The sequence below is a fragment of the Vreelandella neptunia genome (assembly GCF_022489065.1).
Lineage (GTDB): Bacteria > Pseudomonadota > Gammaproteobacteria > Pseudomonadales > Halomonadaceae > Vreelandella > Vreelandella neptunia_A.
This window is the reverse complement of record NZ_JAKVTW010000008.1, coordinates 117568-134819: the sequence shown is the minus strand read 5'-3', so window position 1 is coordinate 134819 and position 17252 is coordinate 117568. Positions and strand designations below refer to the sequence as shown.

General features: G+C 40.3%; 16 protein-coding genes and 1 pseudogene. 12 read left to right on the top strand and 5 right to left on the bottom strand.

The features are described 5' to 3' along the window. Positions 1-7: 7 nt before the first annotated feature. Entirely contained in the window at positions 8-1231 is a 1224-nt protein-coding gene (locus tag MLE19_RS12535; protein ID WP_240718516.1) for an ATP-grasp domain-containing protein, read from the bottom strand. Between the two features lie 206 nt (positions 1232-1437). On the opposite strand from MLE19_RS12535, the gene MLE19_RS12530 reads away from it, so the two are divergent. The 3 genes from MLE19_RS12530 to MLE19_RS12520 all read left to right on the top strand — a co-directional run bounded on the left by MLE19_RS12530 (position 1438) and on the right by MLE19_RS12520 (position 3177). After that, positions 1438-1767 (top strand): DUF1820 family protein, encoded by a 330-nt coding sequence (locus MLE19_RS12530; RefSeq protein WP_007113264.1) that lies wholly within the window; start codon positions 1438-1440, stop codon positions 1765-1767. Positions 1768-1855: 88 nt separating this feature from the next. Beyond that, on the top strand, positions 1856-2491 hold the full coding sequence (locus MLE19_RS12525) for a TIGR04211 family SH3 domain-containing protein (protein ID WP_240718515.1): 636 nt from the start codon (positions 1856-1858) through the stop codon (positions 2489-2491). Between the two features lie 53 nt (positions 2492-2544). Then, positions 2545-3177 carry a thiopurine S-methyltransferase gene (locus MLE19_RS12520; protein WP_240718514.1) on the top strand — a complete coding sequence of 211 codons (633 nt, stop codon included), beginning with the start codon at positions 2545-2547 and terminating at the stop codon, positions 3175-3177. A gap of 49 nt (positions 3178-3226) precedes the next feature. Here the strand turns inward: MLE19_RS12520 and MLE19_RS12515 are convergent, their stop codons facing one another. From MLE19_RS12515 to MLE19_RS12490, 4 genes and pseudogenes are all read right to left on the bottom strand, one after another. Next, the gene (locus MLE19_RS12515) at positions 3227-3820 is read right to left on the bottom strand and encodes a YajG family lipoprotein (RefSeq protein ID WP_240718513.1); all 594 of its coding nucleotides are present in this window, start codon (positions 3818-3820) and stop codon (positions 3227-3229) included. Between the two features lie 159 nt (positions 3821-3979). Next, on the bottom strand, positions 3980-4873 hold the full coding sequence (locus MLE19_RS12510) for a DMT family transporter (RefSeq protein ID WP_240718512.1): 894 nt from the start codon (positions 4871-4873) through the stop codon (positions 3980-3982). A 314-nt stretch (positions 4874-5187) separates the two neighbouring features. Further along, entirely contained in the window at positions 5188-6267 is a 1080-nt protein-coding gene (gene ada / locus MLE19_RS12500; RefSeq protein ID WP_240718510.1) for a bifunctional DNA-binding transcriptional regulator/O6-methylguanine-DNA methyltransferase Ada, read from the bottom strand. Positions 6268-7037: 770 nt separating this feature from the next. After that, positions 7038-8153: pseudogene (locus MLE19_RS12490) on the bottom strand (IS3 family transposase). Between the two features lie 382 nt (positions 8154-8535). Between MLE19_RS12490 and MLE19_RS12485 the strand changes: the two are divergent. The 9 genes from MLE19_RS12485 to MLE19_RS12445 are packed head-to-tail and all read left to right on the top strand — an operon-like array spanning position 8536 to position 17206. Further along, entirely contained in the window at positions 8536-9534 is a 999-nt protein-coding gene (locus MLE19_RS12485; protein ID WP_240718508.1) for a PLP-dependent cysteine synthase family protein, read from the top strand. 1 nt (position 9535) lies between these two features. Further along, on the top strand, positions 9536-10240 hold the full coding sequence (locus MLE19_RS12480; protein ID WP_240718507.1) for a 2OG-Fe(II) oxygenase: 705 nt from the start codon (positions 9536-9538) through the stop codon (positions 10238-10240). A 14-nt stretch (positions 10241-10254) separates the two neighbouring features. Next, positions 10255-11202, top strand: a complete 948-nt coding sequence (locus MLE19_RS12475; RefSeq protein WP_240718506.1) for a 50S ribosomal protein L11 methyltransferase — start codon at positions 10255-10257, stop codon at positions 11200-11202. Beyond that, positions 11192-12625 carry an iron-containing redox enzyme family protein gene (locus tag MLE19_RS12470; protein WP_240718505.1) on the top strand — a complete coding sequence of 478 codons (1434 nt, stop codon included), beginning with the start codon at positions 11192-11194 and terminating at the stop codon, positions 12623-12625. Before MLE19_RS12475 ends, MLE19_RS12470 begins: the two co-directional genes overlap by 11 nt. Next, positions 12616-12936, top strand: coding sequence for a hypothetical protein (locus tag MLE19_RS12465; protein WP_240718504.1), 321 nt, complete (start codon positions 12616-12618; stop codon positions 12934-12936). Before MLE19_RS12470 ends, MLE19_RS12465 begins: the two co-directional genes overlap by 10 nt. A 27-nt stretch (positions 12937-12963) precedes the next feature. Next, positions 12964-14229, top strand: a complete 1266-nt coding sequence (locus MLE19_RS12460; protein WP_240718503.1) for an ATP-grasp domain-containing protein — start codon at positions 12964-12966, stop codon at positions 14227-14229. 4 nt (positions 14230-14233) lie between these two features. Beyond that, positions 14234-15169, top strand: a complete 936-nt coding sequence (locus tag MLE19_RS12455) for an alpha/beta hydrolase (RefSeq protein WP_240718502.1) — start codon at positions 14234-14236, stop codon at positions 15167-15169. A 14-nt stretch (positions 15170-15183) separates the two neighbouring features. Continuing rightward, entirely contained in the window at positions 15184-16578 is a 1395-nt protein-coding gene (locus tag MLE19_RS12450) for a M20/M25/M40 family metallo-hydrolase (protein ID WP_240718501.1), read from the top strand. Positions 16579-16588: 10 nt separating this feature from the next. Continuing rightward, positions 16589-17206 carry an alpha-ketoglutarate-dependent dioxygenase AlkB family protein gene (locus MLE19_RS12445; protein WP_240718552.1) on the top strand — a complete coding sequence of 206 codons (618 nt, stop codon included), beginning with the start codon at positions 16589-16591 and terminating at the stop codon, positions 17204-17206. Positions 17207-17252: the final 46 nt, after the last annotated feature.

The following is a 17252-nucleotide window of genomic DNA, read 5'->3' as shown; positions in this document are numbered from 1 at the left end:
GCGGGGATTATACATAGAAGTCGAGGTCTTCTTGGCGTTTTAACAGATCGCGAATCGTATGCGCATCTTCGCCTTTAAAGTAGACCAGACCCCAATGGGTACCAAACGCGGTGCGTTTAGTAACGGTTTCTTCTACTGGTGAGGTTAGCTCATGAGACTCAAAGTAGGGGTGATCTTCGGTCTCTTCGGGAATTTCCAAGCGGCTGACCACACGACGGCGTGGGTAAACGCCAAAGCAACCGGCAAAGCCGTCGGCATCGACCACTTCTTTCGGGAAAAAGTTGGCCACTTCTTGTTTGGTGGTTTTTGGGTCGAACACCAGCATAGACGCTTGATAAGCATTGAAGCCATAAACACGCTCTAACAGTTCGAAAACTTTGAAGCCGGGCGGACGATACGCCACTTCACCAAAGTACATCTCACCATCGCTGGTGACAAAGTATTCGGGGTGGATCAAACCAAACTCAATGTCGAATGCTTTGATCAACTTTTCAATTTGTTGAGTGATCTGCTCGCGGTAAATCTCAAGCTCAGGCGACGCGGGCACAAATACCGAGTAACCCAGGGTCACGTACTCCGAGATATTCAAGAAGGCGATTTTGCCATCATGAATCCACGCTTCAACGGCAAATTCCCAACCGTCCAGGTGAGATTCCATTAACACCGGGAACTCTTCGTCGGGGATGGTATCCACTTCATCAGGCGTACGAATAACGCGGTGGCCTAAACAGCCCGCTTTATCAAACGCTTTGAGGTGAATTGGGTCGTTGGGGTCGCCATCTAACTTGAGTAGTGTCTGGTTAACGCGCTTGAGGAAGCGCACCACGTCTTCTTTATCGTGGGCTTCTTCGAAGATACCGACGCGGATGCCGCCTAGCTGGGCGCGACGCTTCATCAGCGCCTTGTCGCGTAACAGCAGTGACTGGCCATAAATACGTGGATTATCAAGTAGCAAAGAGTTGATAGCTCCAGCCCACTCTACCGTTTCTTCGTAGAGGGGGATCGCGACATCAACACCTTTTTCTTTAAGCGTCTCGGCGATTTCCATTGAGCGATCATTGAGACGCTCAAAATTCCAAGGCACGTACGGAATGTCATGTTTTTGGCAATACTCTTCCGCCCAATCAGGTGCAACGACAATGTAGCGACGGTCAAAATTTTCGGCCGCTTCAATCGCATTTAGGCTCCAGCCTAATAGAGCAATATAGCCCTTATTTGGATCCTTTTGCATGTTGATGACTCCTACTTGGTGAGTAAACAGAATTGCCAAATTACCTGTCCCACCATACACGAGGGGGGCATGAGCGGCTAATGAGCGCTTTATTCTTAGCATTAACGCAGACCTTGCCAACGGCTTACCTTAAAGGCGTAGCGGTAGGAATATGGTAAGCTAGGCGGTTCAACTTCATGTACAAATGGCAAGAGGGATAGGCCAAGATGGCGGCCAAGCCGATCTACCGTGTGGTGGTTCACCAACAGGGTGAAATTTGGGATTTATATGTCCGAGAGATATTTCAGAGCGAACTCTGGGGCTTTATTGAAGTCGAGGAGTTTGTCTTTGATGATGCTTCACGGGTAGTGGTTGACCCTGCGACCGAAAAATTGCAGCGAACCTTTGATGGTGTCAAACGTAGCTACTTACCATTAAATGCTATTGTGCGCATTGATGAAGTAGAGCGTGAGGGCCCATTGAAAGCGGTTAAAACTGATGCCCGTGTAGCAGAGTTTCCCCGTCCCTTTCCGCTGCCACCGCGCGGCGAAGGGTAAGCGTATGAGACAAGCGCACCGCTAAGTTAGGCGATAAGCGCTGTTGGCTTCGTCCGCCTTGCAGCGTTTTTAATTAGGACATGATTTCATGCACGTAAATAAAATTCGTTTTCGATATTACGCCGCTGCGGCTGGCGTTTTACTAAGTGTGGCGAGCATTAATGCTAACGCCCAATCCGACAACCAAGCGTGGGTGACCGACGAGCTGAGTACCTACGTGCGTAGTGGCCCAACGGATGGTTATCGCATTATTGGCACGTTAAATGCCGGTGAGCAGGTTGATGTACTTGAAACCAGCGGGAATTACACACGCGTTCGTAATAGCGAAGGCAATGCGGTCTGGGTGTTGAGCGACGAGCTTCAGCAGACCCCGAGTGCAGTTGAGCAGCTACCGGCGTTAGAAGCGCAGGTAGAGGAGCTAACCACCGAGCTTGATGGCATCAATGAAGCTTGGGAGCAGCGTGTTTCCTCAATGACAGAAACTCTTGAGGTTCGTGAGCAGCGTATTGCCGAGCTTGAGGCGAGTAACCAAGAGCTGGATAGTCAGGCTGAAGAGTCTCGCCAACAGGTAAGAGGGCTGCAGGCGCGCTTAGAGACTCAGGAGGAAGACCTCTTATTGCGCTACTTTATGTACGGGGGCGGTGTGGCTGGCGCTGGTCTACTGGTCGGCTTAATTGTGCCGCACCTGCCGCGTCGGCGTAAAAAGCGTGACCGTTGGTTCTAATCGCGCGCAACGCCCGTGCAGGCATGGCGTATTCAAAACAAGGTGGTTAAACCATGAGCGATCAGTGGCGCAAGCGTTGGCAAGAAGGGCGTATTGGCTTTCACTTGCAGCAGGCGCACCCAGCGCTATTGCGCCATTGGGATTCGCTTGGCGTCGCTCATCGTACCAAGGTTCTGGTGCCGCTATGCGGTAAAAGCCTTGATATGCGCTGGTTGGCAGATGAAGGGTATCCGGTGCTGGGCATTGAGTTTGCCCCTGAAGCCATTGAGCAGTTTCTGGCTCAGCGCAGCACGTCTGTGTCTCGGTATCGTCAGGCCGGGTTCAATATCGCCCGCCAGGGTAGTGTTGAGCTCTGGTGTGGGGATTTTTTCCATCTGCATATTCAGCAGGCTGCAGAGATTGGGGCGTTCTATGATCGCGCCTCTTTAATTGCGCTGCTACCGGCGTCTCGCCAGCGCTACGCGTTTCACCTTGCGCAGTTGGTGCCGCCCGGTGCCAAGGGTTTACTTATTAGTTTGGCGCATGGCGAGGGCGAGGCCGGGCCTCCTTATAGTGTTCCCGCCAGTGAAATTGAAAGTCTGTTTACGCCTAACTTCACGCTGACATTTCTTGAACAGGGCAACGCTGATGAGCGTGGCCGAATAGAGAGCGTGTGGGCGCTGGAACGACGCGGACCGCGACTTTAAGAGTAAAGAGGCGGCCCGCGTGGATAGTGCTTTTGCAGTAAGCGGTGCTTTAGCGTGCGAGTAGTCGGCCCAGTTCTGGGTCGCTGAAGGCGCGGTTCATGCCATCGCTAAGTAGATCGCTAAGCATCCGTGCGTTGCTGTCGGCATCGGGCTTAAGGGCGTAGCCCTGAGTGCGGCGCGAGGTGTACGTGCCCGTATAGGTAGTGCCCTTGTTTTGAGCGATAGCGCGGAAAACACCTTCAAGTCGCGCTTCGTCTACCAATGGCTGGCCGCTATCACCACGTGCGTAATTCAGGCTAGCAAGCTCCAGAGTTAAGCTCGGGCGTCCCTCGGCCTGCTCGGTGGTGGGGTTGAAGCCCATATCGCGTACCGCGAGCTCAGCTTCTTCTTGCAGACGCGGGATCAGCTCGTGGCTACTCACGGTGATGTGGGCTGTCGACATATCGCCGCCAGCACGGTTGCCAATAATGTCGCTCTCGCGGCCATCCTGGGCAATGACAGTCACCTGCTGACCTGAGCCAACTTGTGGTACTTCAGCATTTCGCTCGGGGGTCAGCTGTAAGTATTGCGGGCTCGTGCAGCCAGCAAGCCAAGCACTGGCAAGTAGAACACCTGAAAGTCGTAAAAAGTGGCGCCGAAGCATGGTCTTCCTCCGCTATGGCTAAAAGGCCAGTATAACGCGGGTAGCGGGTTTGCGGTATGCTCTGGCGTTGCGACTTTGTTCAGCTACTTTTAACGACTCGTTGTTTATTGAAATGGCACGGCCGCTGCTATTGCGAAAGAAGTGAAGTCAGCTAGTGCGCTAGGCTTTTTTTTGAGAATCGGGACTCACGATTAGCCAAACGGAAAGTAAAACGATCAAAGAGCCAAGTAAAAATCCGCTAGAAATCGTTTCGTCGAGAACTAAATAACCCCACAGCACAGCGAAGGGTGGCACCAAGAATGTAACGGTAAGCGAGCGTAATGGTCCAATATCCGCGATTAATCTAAAATAAAGGATATACGCTAGGGAGGTGCATACAAAACCAACGGCTAGGAGACTGATCCACACATCACCTTGAAGCCAATCGATGTTGGGGCTAGATGAAAGGTTCCAAAGCAAAAAGGGGGTTAGAAAAATGGTCGCGCCTATTTGACTGCCAAACGCCACTAGCGTTGGATCCAATCCGCCCTGTTGAGTTATCCATTTTCTAGTAAGAAACCCCGCAAACCCGTAACCAATAGTGGCGATGATACAGGCAATAACTCCAATTATAACATTACCTACAACATGTGACTCACCTACAGTAGTGATGACAGTGATGCCGATAATTCCTAGCATTACACCTAACCATTTTTTTATAGTTAAATGCTCACTAAAAATGAAGAAGCCGATCATAGCCCCCATTAAGGGCGTTGTAGCATTTAAAATAGCTGAATATCCCGCAGGGATAAAAGAGGCGGCTATGCTGTACATAAGAAAAGGAATGCCAGAGTTGATGGTGCCTAATATTAATGTTTTTCCAAGTTTTTCCTTATAATCTAAGCTTTTGCGGATAAAAAAAATAATTGCTGCTAATCCTATTAATCCAAAAAAAACTCTGAAAAAAGCTGTATTAATTGCCCCTATTGCTGGCGAAGAAATTCGCATAAACAGAAAGCTAGCTCCCCAAATAGCAGCTAATGTAAGGAGGCGGGTGTAGTCTGAAATCCTCATTGTCCAGTCCTGTTTTAAACAATTGATATTTTTTCTTTCCAGATTTTATATTCAGAAGGTAAACAAATGCTGCAAGGTCTGAATCCAGCGGTTTGTGCAGAATTTTTATTCAAAAAAAAACGCGATAACTAGTGTATCCTCCTCTCTGTATGGCCGAATTAGCGGATCTGCACTCTAAAGTGCCATATATTTTTGTTTTATAATGACCGCCATACAAACCTGGAACGTCGCTTAGATAATAAGAGATGCCATCGAATAATTTCCATTTTTTCATAAGGTAATACCTATGATAAGATTTTAGTAATTAATTATAATTAGGTTTTGTCATTTGCTTCATTATTGATAAGCCACTTTTTTCGCTCAATTCCCCATCGATACCCTGATAAATCACCATTAGTTCGAATTACCCTATGGCACGGTATAGCAACTGCAAGCCGATTAGCTCCACATGCTTGTGCAACAGCTCTAGTAGAATTGGGACTGCCAATGCGTTTTGCAATTTCAGAATAGCTGGTAGTTTCTCCCGGATTAATCTCCATTAGAGTGTTCCAAACGCGTTCTTGAAATGCTGTTCCCTGAATATCTAACGGTAAGTCAAGACCTATTTTAGGGTGTTCAATAAATCCCACAACTTGAGAAACGATTTGATCAAAATCGTCTCTAGTAGTTAGCTCTGCAGAAGAAAATTGATCTTGGAAGTCCTTAATTAATTTTTCTGGATTATCTCCAATAGAGATAGCGCAAATTCCTCTTTCGCTCTTTGCTACTAGTATTGAGCCTATGGAACATTCGCCAATTGAAAAAAGTATGTGAGCTCCATTGCCTCCTTTTTTAAAATTATTAGCGCTCATGCCTAAGCATTTCTGAGCGTTTTCATAAAAGCGGCTACTTGAGCTAAAGCCTGATTCATATATGTCATTAGTTATTTTAGTATCTTTGTTTCTTAGCTTGTTTCTAAGTTTTTTTGCTCTTATAGCTGAGGCATACTTTTTTGGAGTAAGTCCAGTATGCTTTTTAAAAATTCTATGAAAATGAGTAGTACTTAAACCGACCTGTTCAGCCAGGGCTTCAAGCTTAGGTTGTTGGTCTGATGACTCAATAATTCTGCAAGCGTTTAACACTAATTTTAAATGTCGACTGTTTAAATGTTTTTTATCACATCCAGTGCGCCGATGGAGTCGGTAACCAGCACATTCAGCCTCCTCTGAAGTATTGAAAAAATCGACATTTTCCCTTTTAGGTAGCCTAAATGGTGCGCTAGGGTGCGCGAAAACTCCAGTGGTTTTGACAGCATATACAAAATGGCCATCTGCTCTTGCGTCGCGAGTCACAACTGCAGTCCACTTTGATTCATCAGAGGAATACAAAGTAATTGCATTTTTAGTAGTTGCCATGATAGCTCCTATTTTCTTGCTTCCCAGCAATAGTATTTACGCAAGGCCATGAAGAAAAAAACCCGTTTCTTGCTATCATATTTTTATTTTAATAACATATTGATTTTTAAAGATTTATTTTTAAAATAATTAATGGGTTGATCCAAAGTAAAATTGCTAAAGCTATTCATGCAGTCGTAACATAAAGTACTTGATGGGCAGAAATAAGATGATCTTGACTCTGTATGAGGTCAGCTCGATCAATGAGAGTCACCTCATTGAGCATACTCAACGGGCGGTAGGTGATTGCTTTAACTCTGAGGGCGAGCGTGATTATAATAGTTTAATAACGTATCATTTATCGCTTTCATCTCAACAACAGTTCTAAACCAATGACAGTTTAGGCATGCGTTTCGGAGCCTACTAGACCTCAACATCTAGGAGCTTTTAAGCCAGAAGCTTTTGTAACTTATTGTTCTCCGTTTCAAGCGATCCAAACCGCTTATCATCATTCCCTTTCAGTTCGATATATTTGCTGAGTCAGTTGTAGAAGGTACCAAAGGAAACGCCTTTCTTGCGGCACAGGTCCTCTACCTTGGCATCTGCCTCATGAGCTTTGAGAGCGACAATGGTCTGTTCTTCGGTTTGCATGCTTTTTCTGCGAGAGATTTCCGTGAGCCAAAACTGGCTGAAAAACTGATCGAGTTTATGATGTTAATTTGAGGATAAGTAACTAAAAGGTATGGAGATGTGTTTTTTTTACTCGATCCTAGCGGCGACGCCACCCTTTCTCAGTTGCATCCGGGTTTAGAGTCTGAAGTTACTTTATCGTGTTTTAATGCCAGTTGCTCGGCATAGGCGGAATGGGTTAACCCGCCCAGTCCTTTCTTCGGTCTTTCCTCGTTATATTCTCGTCGCCATGCTTCGATGATGATTCTGGCGTGATGCAGGCTGGTGAACCAGTGTTCATTCAGGCATTCATCTCGAAAGCGCCCGTTAAATGATTCGATGCAGGCGTTTTGATTGGGTTTTCCAGGCTCGATTAAAAACAGGGCAACGCCACGTAGATGAGCCCACGCCAGCATCGCCGGCCCACAGAATTCCTTGCCATTATCCGTACGAATGGCGTCAGGGAGCCCGCGTTGTAAAGCCAGATGGTCAAGTATCCGTGTTAAATACAACCCACCAATGGCACGTTCAGGCACGATAGCCATGGCTTCATGGGTGGCGCCGTCGACAACGGTGAGGTTCTTTATCACGCGGCCTTCCGCCGTACAGTCAAAAACAAAATCCATCGACCAGACTTGGATGGCGGCACAAGGGCGACCAAGGGGCTTACGCACAGACGTAGGCACCTTCTTACGCTTGCGGCGCTTCACCTGCAATCGAGCGGCGCTGTAGAGACGTTCGAAGCGCTTATGATTGACCTGTTCACCGGCTTGACGCAGTTTCAGGTAGATCATGCGCCATAGCGGCGATGCCGGTGAGCCAAGGCAACAATGCGTTCACGCAGAGCCTTGTTGCGGTCAGGGGCCGCTTGATAGCGTAATGCAATGGAACTCAAGCGGATGACACGGAACGCCCGGCGCTCGCTTAGGCACGTGACACCATGCAGCGCGCCACGTCGCGGCGTGCAGCGGCACTCACCACTTTTTTCTCAGCGTCTCACGAGTGAGCTCCATCTCCAGTAGCGACTCCGCGAGCAGCTTTTTCAAGCGTACATTTTCAGCTTCGAGCTCGTAGAGTCGCTTGGCATCGGGGACGCTCAAGCCACAAAATTTGCTGCGCTATAGATAGTAACTGGCTTATGAGAAGCCGTGCCGACGGCATAGCTCATTGATGGGCAGTCCCGCTTCTGCTTCGCCCAGGAAGCCAATGATCTGTTCGTCGCTGAAACGCTTCTTCATGTCCAAACTCCTTACACATAGGATCGGACTCTAAAGTGTAGCGCTACTCAATCTGAGGTGACGTCGGCAGTATTATTATGGTTGGCCTCATTCCATTTGGTTGTACTTTATTTGACTAGCTTTTTCGATAAATAACATCATGCTATTGAAATTTAATGAATTTTCAGCTCGAGAAATCATCAATTATTTTTTTATAATTAAAAAGAATAAAAAAAATAATTCAAAAGTAAGAAAATAAAAAAAATCTTACAATACAAGTTTGTATTTAATTAATTCTCACTAATAAAAATTACAAAGTATAAATTGGGAGCAAAAAAATATTGATCAGAAGAGTATGGGTAGCTATAAATAAATAACCGGAAACAAAATTAGGACTTAGAAAATGAATTCAGAAATAAATAATGTAAATATGGGATATGGAAATTTAGAAATAACGGAAAGAAAAGGAGTGCTAAACCAAATAGGAAATACACCTTTAGTTGAAATTAGTAGAAAAATTGGCCCTCAAAAAAGGGCAAGAGTATTTGCTAAAATGGAGTTATATAATCCAACAGGAAGTATGAAAGACAGGATGGCGCTAGCAATTGTAGAAGAAGCTGAAAAAAAAGGGCTGTTAAAAAAGGGGGATACGCTAATAGAGTATAGCTCTGGTAGTACAGGAACTTCACTAGCTCAAGTATGTGCTGTCAAAAATTATAAAATTAAAATAGTTACTTCTAATGCATTTAGTTTAGAAAAACTAAACCACATGAGGGCAATGGGAGCAGAGTTAATAATGATCCCAAGCCATGATGGAGGCATAAATAAAAAATTATTTACGGAAATGATTGAAATGGCAAGAAAAATGAGTCTGCAGCCAAATATATACTGGCCAGATCAAATGAATAATTACGATATGCTAGAAGGATATAAAATTTTAGGTAAGGAAATATGGGAACAAACTAATGGAAGTATAAATACACTAGTACACTGTGTGGGGACGTGTGGTTCTTTAAAAGGAATTTCAACGGAAATTCGGAAATATAATAAAAATGTCAATGTCGTTGCCGTAGAACCAAAAGAGTCAGCTGTACTATCAGGCGGAGAGCCAGGTTCACATTCTATAGAAGGTATGGGAGCTGGCTATATAGTACAGCATTGGAATGAAAGCTTAGCTAATTCAATTGAACAAGTTTCAACCATAGAAGCTATGTCTATGGCAAGACAACTATCCGAAACAGAATCCATATTTGCAGGACCATCATCCGGCGCTAATTTAGCGGCTGCATTTAATATTGCTGCTAAAATGCCTGAAGATTCTATTGTAGTAACTATATTTCCTGATACAGGTTTTAAATATTTAAGCACACCTCTTTATAATTTAACTACAGAAGAGACTTAATATGAATAAAGAAAAAAAAATAGAAGTAAACTGGGATGAAGCTTACCTTGGACTGGAAGAGAAAGGTTTTTTTGTTATAAAAAATATTTTTAGTAAACACACATGCGATAAAATCAAAAACCTATACCAAGTTGATTCTTATTTTAGAAATAAGATAGTTATGGAAAGGTATAATTTTGGAAAGGGCGAGTACAAATATTTAGATTATCCGTTGCCGAAAGAAGTTGAAAAAGCAAGAAAATATTTATACGAAAAACTCGTGAATATAGCTAATGTATGGCAAGTTAAAATGAGGAAAGAGGAGCTTTTTCCAGAAGCATATCCTCAATTTTTAGAAATATGCCATAAAAACGGACAAAAGAGGCCGACTCCCCTAATTTTGAAATATAAAAAAGGAGATTTTAATTGTTTGCATCAAGATCTATATGGAGATATTTATTTTCCTTTTCAAGTAGTAATTCAGCTTGCAGACAGCATCAACGACTATGAGGGTGGAGAACTTGTATTAACAGAACAAAGACCAAGAATGCAAAGCAAAGCAAACGTAATAAGTATGCAAAAGGGGGATGCAATTGTTTTCGCTGTTAATGAAAGACCTGTTAATGGCAAGAAAGGAAGCTACAAAGTTAAAATGAGGCATGGCGTAAGCGAAGTTAAAGATGGAGAAAGGTACACATTGGGTATTATATTCCATGATGCAAGCTAAATGTGAGGTCTGTTATGAAATTAGCAAACTGCAGTGACTGGTATTCTTCAAACTTAAATGAAAAGAAATTACTCTATAATAATAAAAGAAAATTCCCAGCATGGCATTACGCTATGATGAATGATAAATCAAGGAACGAAGCAATCTATAGCGCAATTAAATCACTAAATTTAAAAAACAAAAATGTATTAGAAATTGGTACTGGTGCGGGCTTAGTTGCTATGTATTTCGCTAAGTGCGGAGCTGAACATGTTTATACATGCGAAATGGATAAACAATTATGTGATATTGCTGAGCAAAATATAAAAAAAAATAACTTAGAAAGTAAAATAACTGTCTTCAATATGAGCAGTACTGATTTGATAGATAGCAAAATTTTAAAAATAACACCTGATGTGATTTTTACCGAAACTTTAGAATGCGGAATAATAGGGGAAGGCTACGAACAAGTATCAGTAGATATCAAAAAAATCATGACTGAGAAAACTGTTATTTTACCCGATATAATAAAGCAGTATGGATTTTTGATTGATTCACAAGATATCAAAGAACAAAATATAGCTAATAACGAAAAAATGGGTGCGAATTTAGACTTAGAATTAATCAATCAATACTCAACTGTTTCATATTTTCCGGTTAAATATAATGCTTATAAAGCAAGAACTTTAACTGATATAGTTGAAATAGGTTCATACGATTATAAAAATGATTTTAGGCAAAGTAGAAAAATTAAAATAAAAGCCTATAGAAGTGGAATTTGCCATGGATTAATTACTTATTTCCATGCCAAATTTGGTGAACATTCTGTAACTAATGATGTAAGAGATAATAGTCACTGGCATCAAGCATTTCACCCATTTTTACACTCGATTGAACTAGTCGCCGGTAATCATTATCAGATTGAAATTAATGAGCTAGGTTATGTTGATCTAACTATACAAGGAGAGCGAAATGAACTCTAAACTTAATATTAAAGAAAATAGAATTACTGAAGATTTTTCATGTCAAAATACCGACCTTTGCCGTGACGCAATACTTAGTTATTGTAGCTCATATTTATTTGCAGATAATGAATTCAGATATGAAAAAGATTTTTATGGAAGAAGGATTAGGCCTCATATTGCTAAATTCTTAGATTTTTCAGTTCCTGCGAATCTAGATGAAATTAAAACATATAAGGTTTTTGCTGCAAATAGAATTTTATTTGCGATGAATGAAGTAGATTTTTTAATGTTACCAACAACAAAATTCAACCCTGAAGACTTTAAAGAAAGATATAGCGGCGAAAAATCTGCTCAAGCTTATTTAGCAATGCCCTTTTTAGAAAAATATTTATTTGATTTTTTAGATAAAGAGATTTTAATTTCCCAAAATTGGTCAGAAGTTTCGGTTTATAAATATTTCATGTCGTTTATACAAGAAGCAAGCGAAATTAAAGATTTACCATCAGCGGAAGCGATAAGGAATTCTAAAAATCCTGAAGCTGCAGCTAAAGATTGGCTTGTTCAACTAGCTCCAGATTTTCTAATAGAATCAAGCCCAATGGCACGATACACTTCTGGTAATTATGGCGAGTTAGCATCTTCTTTATTTAAAGTTATTATAGACGAGTTGGGCTATGGAGAACACGAGAAAAAACATTCAAGTTTATACCAGCAAACAATGATATCGGCAAATCTAGATCCAGAGCCGCATAAATATTGGCAATACTATTTAAATGGTAGCCTATTGTTAGCGAATTACTATAATTGTATCACACGTAATAAATGTAATTTTTTTAAGTACCTAGGTGCAATATTTTTAGCAGAAACAAGCTTTATAAAAAGCTGCGAGGTTTGGAAAAAAGTATTAAAACAAGCCATTCCAAATTTAGATGTTAAGTATTTTAATGAACATTGCCATATTGATGTGGACCATAGTCGAATGGTTTTAGAGAGCTTAGTTTTACCTGCAATAAGAAAGTATGGAGATTTCGCTGCTTGCGAAATTGTAAAGGGATTCGAGCAAGCTAAATTTATTGGAAATATTGCAGAAGAAGATTTTGTTAAACAAATTCAATGGAAAGACAAATCTGATAATAATAAAGAATTACATAATCAAATTTTTACTAAAGTAAAATCTCAGTTTGAAAAAGGAAATATTGATATGGCATTTTTGGATGAGCCTATCAATGAATTATCTATTACCCATAGCCATGATGGTGACGAACTATGCCATATTGTGTCTGGGGAAATGGAGTTCCTTAATGGATTTAAGCAATCAACCATACTTAAAGAAGGTGATGGTATTGTTATTGAACGCAATAGACTTCATGGAGCTTTAATAAATTCTGAAAATTGCGAATACGAAATATACAGTATTGGAGATATAAAAAAATGGACGTGAAATATTTAAATTTAAATAGACCTGCAAAAATTTTGATCACAATGCCGTCGGAAAGTAAACGCGCTATTATTGATATTAGTTTAATAGGCATAGAAATATTCAATGATAAATGCAAACACAGAGGTGGGCCTATCCACTTATGCTATAAAGATGAGCAAAATGTTGACCGGTGTCCATGGCATGATCATAAAATTAGAAATAGAAAAAAAATCGATTATATCTGTGCGGTATATATTTCAAGTACAGGCATATTAAAAATGGTTAATAACCAAGTTTTTGATGTGCCTTGGCCTGTCAAAATTTTATCCTAAATTACTGCAAATTTGGAGATTTTTAACATGAAGGATAAATATATAATTATAGTCGACCCTTACTCTTCCGGAGCGCTATATGCTGATATTCTAAAAAAAAATAATATACAACCTATAGCTGTTTTGAGCTCTGAAAAACCTCCTGATGTTTATTCAAAATCTTTTATACCAAATGATTACGCCATTACATATTACTTTGATTCTTACAGTGAAATCGAATTAATACATTTATTAAGGAAATTCGACCCAATTGCGATTCTGACTGGCTGCGAAAGTGGGGTTAAAATTGCTGAATTGATTGCACCCAAAATTTTACCAGACCGTTCTAATTCTGCTGAATTAGCAATGTCGAGATGGCACAAGGGTGAAATGAATAAGGCTATAACAAATGCAAATTTACCTAATATGAAACAGATTTGCAGTAATTCAATAACAGAAATACATGAATGGATCGTTTTCGAAAAACTGCAAGGTAAAGATTTAATAATAAAACCGCCCGCAAGTGCTAGTACCGATAGTGTTACATTAGTTAAAAATGGAGTTGGCTGGGAAGCTATATTTAATAAAATGATTGGTGTTAATAATCGCCTGGGGAGAAAAAATACTAGTTTGATGATTCAAGAATTTTTAACAGGTAAAGAATATGCTGTTGATGTTATAACTTATGCTGGTAAACACTCAATTTGTAGTATTTGTTTATATAATAAAGTTCAAATAAATGGTGTGATCGGTATATATGAATCAATGCGTTGGTTATCGCTTGATTTTAAAGATTGTGAAATAATTATAAATTATGCAACTAATGTATTGGATGCTTTAGGTATTATGTTTGGTGTAAGTCATATTGAAATAATGATGACTGATGATGGTCCTAAATTAATTGAAATTGGTGCGAGACCGCATGGTGGAGGACATCCAAAATACTCAAAAAAAGCGGTGGGTGATAGCCAAATCGAGAGGATAGTTCAATCTTATATTAATGGGGAATTATCAGATAAAAAATATGATTTAAAGTGCCAGATGATAGTTGTTTTTTTTATTTGTGAAAATGATTGTTATATATTTGGATTGCAAAAATTGGAGAAATTGAAAAAGTTAGATAGTTTTTTTGATATGCGTGTAAATATTAAAGAAGGAGATGAAGTGAATGCAACTAGCGATTTGTTTTCGAGTTTAGACCTTGGGTTTGTTGTCCTTTCTCATACCGATACGGAAGTTATTAAAAATGACTATTTGATTGTAAGATCGCTTGAAAAAGAAATATACGTTGATAAAAATTTTGCCAGGAGTTAATGAAATGTCTGATTATGCTGATCATATCCAAGAGTTTATTAGTATTTGCGATGAATTGATGCCTGGAGAGTATCACAAATTTTCTGTACCTAAACAAAGAGAAATGTATGAAAATTTAGCCAAGAGATTTGAACCTAAAGATAAAAAAGACGATGTAGAAGTTGTTGATATTAATTGCTTGTTAAATAATGAAAATAAAAAATTTCGCATTTACAAAAATAAAAATTTTGAGCATAAAAATAATGGTGTAGTTTTTTACATTAGGGGTGGAGGGTTTGTGCTTGGATCACTAAATACACATGATTATTTAATGTTAGACATATGTATTGAAACAGGAATGACTGTTATCGCTCCTGATTTTCGTTTGGCGCCTGAGTATCCATATCCCGCTTCATTGAACGACTGTTTAGATATATATAAATATGTTATTGCTAATAATAAAACTCTTGGCTTGAACTGTGATGAATACATTATAAGTGGCGATAGTTCAGGAGCCAATATGGCAGTGGTTTTATGTATGATGATAAGAGACTGTAACTATAAACAATTTAAGGCACAAGTTCTATTTAATCCAGTATTAGATTTTTCAAGGTGGGTTAACGGTGGTGATGATGCACCATTGCTGACCTCTGGAGAAATGGAGTTTTATACTAAATGCTACGTAAGTGATAATGATGTATACAGCGATTACATATCTCCTCTAATAAATAAAAATTTTAATAAACTGCCGCCAGCTTATATCATGGCTGCTGAAATGGATTCCCTAAAAGAAGATTCTCTTATTTATTTTAATGAACTATGTAATGTCAATATTAAAGCCGAGGTTGTAGTTGAAAAAGGCTTAGTGCATGGCAGTATTAGGGCAAGATATATGAGTGATGCTGCTTGCCTCGCTTTTAAAAAAGCATGCAAAAAAATGATTTCTTTAAATGAATTATGATTAGGGAGTTGATGATGAAAACAAGTTCTATAAATAAACTTGAATCTAACTTTGATTCTGCGATTTTACGCTTAAAAGAGTTTTTGTCGATTGAATCGATTTCAACTGATATAAACAAATTAAGTGATTGTCATGCTGCTGCAGACTGGGTTTTTAATGAACTCAATAGTATTGGGTTTAGAAGTAAAAAGGTCGTTGAAGGTGGCTTACCTGCTATTATTTCTCATGGTCCCGTTGTCAAAGGAGCTCCTCACGTTTTATTTTATGGTCACTACGATGTTCAGCCTGCAAATGATTTAGATGCATGGATCCTTCCTCCCTTTCAGCCCGATGTGGTTTATAGAAATGAAGTTAAAATTATTCATGGAAGAGGAGCTGCTGATGACAAGGGGCAATTACTCACATTTATTGAAGCTTGTAGAGCGTTATATGAATCTACAGGCATCCCAATTAATATTTCTTTTTTAATTGAAGGTGAAGAGGAAATTGGCTCACCCTCAATTGAAAATGTAATTAATAAATATCAAAATGAATTAAAAGCAGATGTCGTGTTCATTAGTGATACTTCAATGGTTGAAGATAACACCCCTACCATAGGATGCCAGTTGCGGGGATTTTTGGGAGAAATCATCACAATTAAAGGGCCGTCTCATGAACTTCATTCGGGAAATTATGGTGGGGCTGCGCATAATCCAGCAGCATTATTAGTTCGGGCTATTTCTAAAATATATGAAGATGATGGATCGATTAATCTTAAGGATTTTTATAAAGGAGTTGATGAAATTCCCTTTGAAATTTTAAAAGATTGGTTAAAACTAGATGCTTTTGGTAATTTTTACTTAGAATCTGTTGGCCTTTCTACTGCTTCTGGTGAAAAAGATAGGCATATAATTGAAAAAATTTGGTCACGCCCATGCTTTGAAATAAATTCTATCTTTTCAGGGTATCAAGGGGCTGGATTTAAAACAATTATTCCTTCTACGGCCACTGCCAAAATTAGTTTTAGGTTAGTTGATGATCAAGACCCTGATCATATAAGAGCTGTTTTTCGAAAACATATTCGAGAAAGTATACCGGGTGATTGCAATGTTTTTTTTGAATCTTATGGATCTGTAAAAGCTGTTAAAATGAATTGCCAGAGCTCTGAGTTTGTGTTGGCTCAAGAAAAACTTAGGGAAGTATGGGGTAGGAAATGCGTTTTTGCTGGAATGGGTGGATCAATACCAGCTGTTAGTTCTTTCAAAAAATATCTAGGTTTAGACTCTATGTTGCTAGGTTTTAGTCGTTCGAATGATAATATTCATTCTGCTAATGAGAAGTTTGATTATGAATGTTTTACAAAAGGGGCTTTGTCTTGGATGTTGATTTTGCAGGAAATGAAAGTTACTCCACCCGAATATGAAATATAGGGTATTGCCAATGATATGCGTGGACTTGTTTGAAAATGACGATATGAAGTTAATTAACCTGCTTCCACAAGACGGGGCAGCCTATTACCACGGCAAAATCCTGGATGCTTCTACCGCTGACATGTACTTAAACAAGTGCATTAACGAATTGAGCTGGGAGCATGATCGCGCTCTTATTTACGGTAAAGAGATTGTCACAAAGCGAAAGATGGCATGGTATGCAGATGATCCGGTCAACTATACCTACTCGGGATATACCAAAACGGCGTTAGTATGGCCGGATTTTTTGCGTGATATGAATCAGTTGGTGGAAAGCCACTGTGGAGATGCCTTTAACTCGTGCCTGTGTAATTTTTATAGCTCAGGGGATGAGGGTATGAGTTGGCACAGCGATGCCGAAAAGGATCTTGTCGAAAATGGGTCCATCGGCGCGCTTACGCTTGGCGGCGAAAGGAAGTTTTCATTTAAACATAAGGTAACAGGCGAGAATGTCTCGCTTACGTTAGAGCACGGTAGTCTGTTGATTATGAAAGGCGCCACACAAAAGAACTGGTTACACAGCCTGCCCAAAACCAAGAAAAATATTGAGCCGCGGGTGAGCCTAACGTTTAGGCAAATGCGCTTTTGAAATAGTCCGAGTAGTTATTAACGCAAGCCGCCCCGGGTTGGGGCGG

Coding starts and splice junctions, on each gene's coding strand:
- MLE19_RS12445 (WP_240718552.1), top strand. CDS start 16,589: ATGATATGCGTGGACTTGTTTGAAAATGACGATATGAAGTTAATTAAC.
- MLE19_RS12530 (WP_007113264.1), top strand. CDS start 1,438: ATGGCGGCCAAGCCGATCTACCGTGTGGTGGTTCACCAACAGGGTGAA.
- MLE19_RS12455 (WP_240718502.1), top strand. CDS start 14,234: ATGTCTGATTATGCTGATCATATCCAAGAGTTTATTAGTATTTGCGAT.
- MLE19_RS12475 (WP_240718506.1), top strand. CDS start 10,255: ATGAAATTAGCAAACTGCAGTGACTGGTATTCTTCAAACTTAAATGAA.
- MLE19_RS12465 (WP_240718504.1), top strand. CDS start 12,616: ATGGACGTGAAATATTTAAATTTAAATAGACCTGCAAAAATTTTGATC.
- MLE19_RS12450 (WP_240718501.1), top strand. CDS start 15,184: ATGAAAACAAGTTCTATAAATAAACTTGAATCTAACTTTGATTCTGCG.
- MLE19_RS12525 (WP_240718515.1), top strand. CDS start 1,856: ATGCACGTAAATAAAATTCGTTTTCGATATTACGCCGCTGCGGCTGGC.
- MLE19_RS12470 (WP_240718505.1), top strand. CDS start 11,192: ATGAACTCTAAACTTAATATTAAAGAAAATAGAATTACTGAAGATTTT.
- MLE19_RS12460 (WP_240718503.1), top strand. CDS start 12,964: ATGAAGGATAAATATATAATTATAGTCGACCCTTACTCTTCCGGAGCG.
- MLE19_RS12485 (WP_240718508.1), top strand. CDS start 8,536: ATGAATTCAGAAATAAATAATGTAAATATGGGATATGGAAATTTAGAA.
- MLE19_RS12480 (WP_240718507.1), top strand. CDS start 9,536: ATGAATAAAGAAAAAAAAATAGAAGTAAACTGGGATGAAGCTTACCTT.
- ada (WP_240718510.1), bottom strand. CDS start 6,267: ATGGCAACTACTAAAAATGCAATTACTTTGTATTCCTCTGATGAATCA.
- MLE19_RS12515 (WP_240718513.1), bottom strand. CDS start 3,820: ATGCTTCGGCGCCACTTTTTACGACTTTCAGGTGTTCTACTTGCCAGT.
- MLE19_RS12535 (WP_240718516.1), bottom strand. CDS start 1,231: ATGCAAAAGGATCCAAATAAGGGCTATATTGCTCTATTAGGCTGGAGC.
- MLE19_RS12520 (WP_240718514.1), top strand. CDS start 2,545: ATGAGCGATCAGTGGCGCAAGCGTTGGCAAGAAGGGCGTATTGGCTTT.
- MLE19_RS12510 (WP_240718512.1), bottom strand. CDS start 4,873: ATGAGGATTTCAGACTACACCCGCCTCCTTACATTAGCTGCTATTTGG.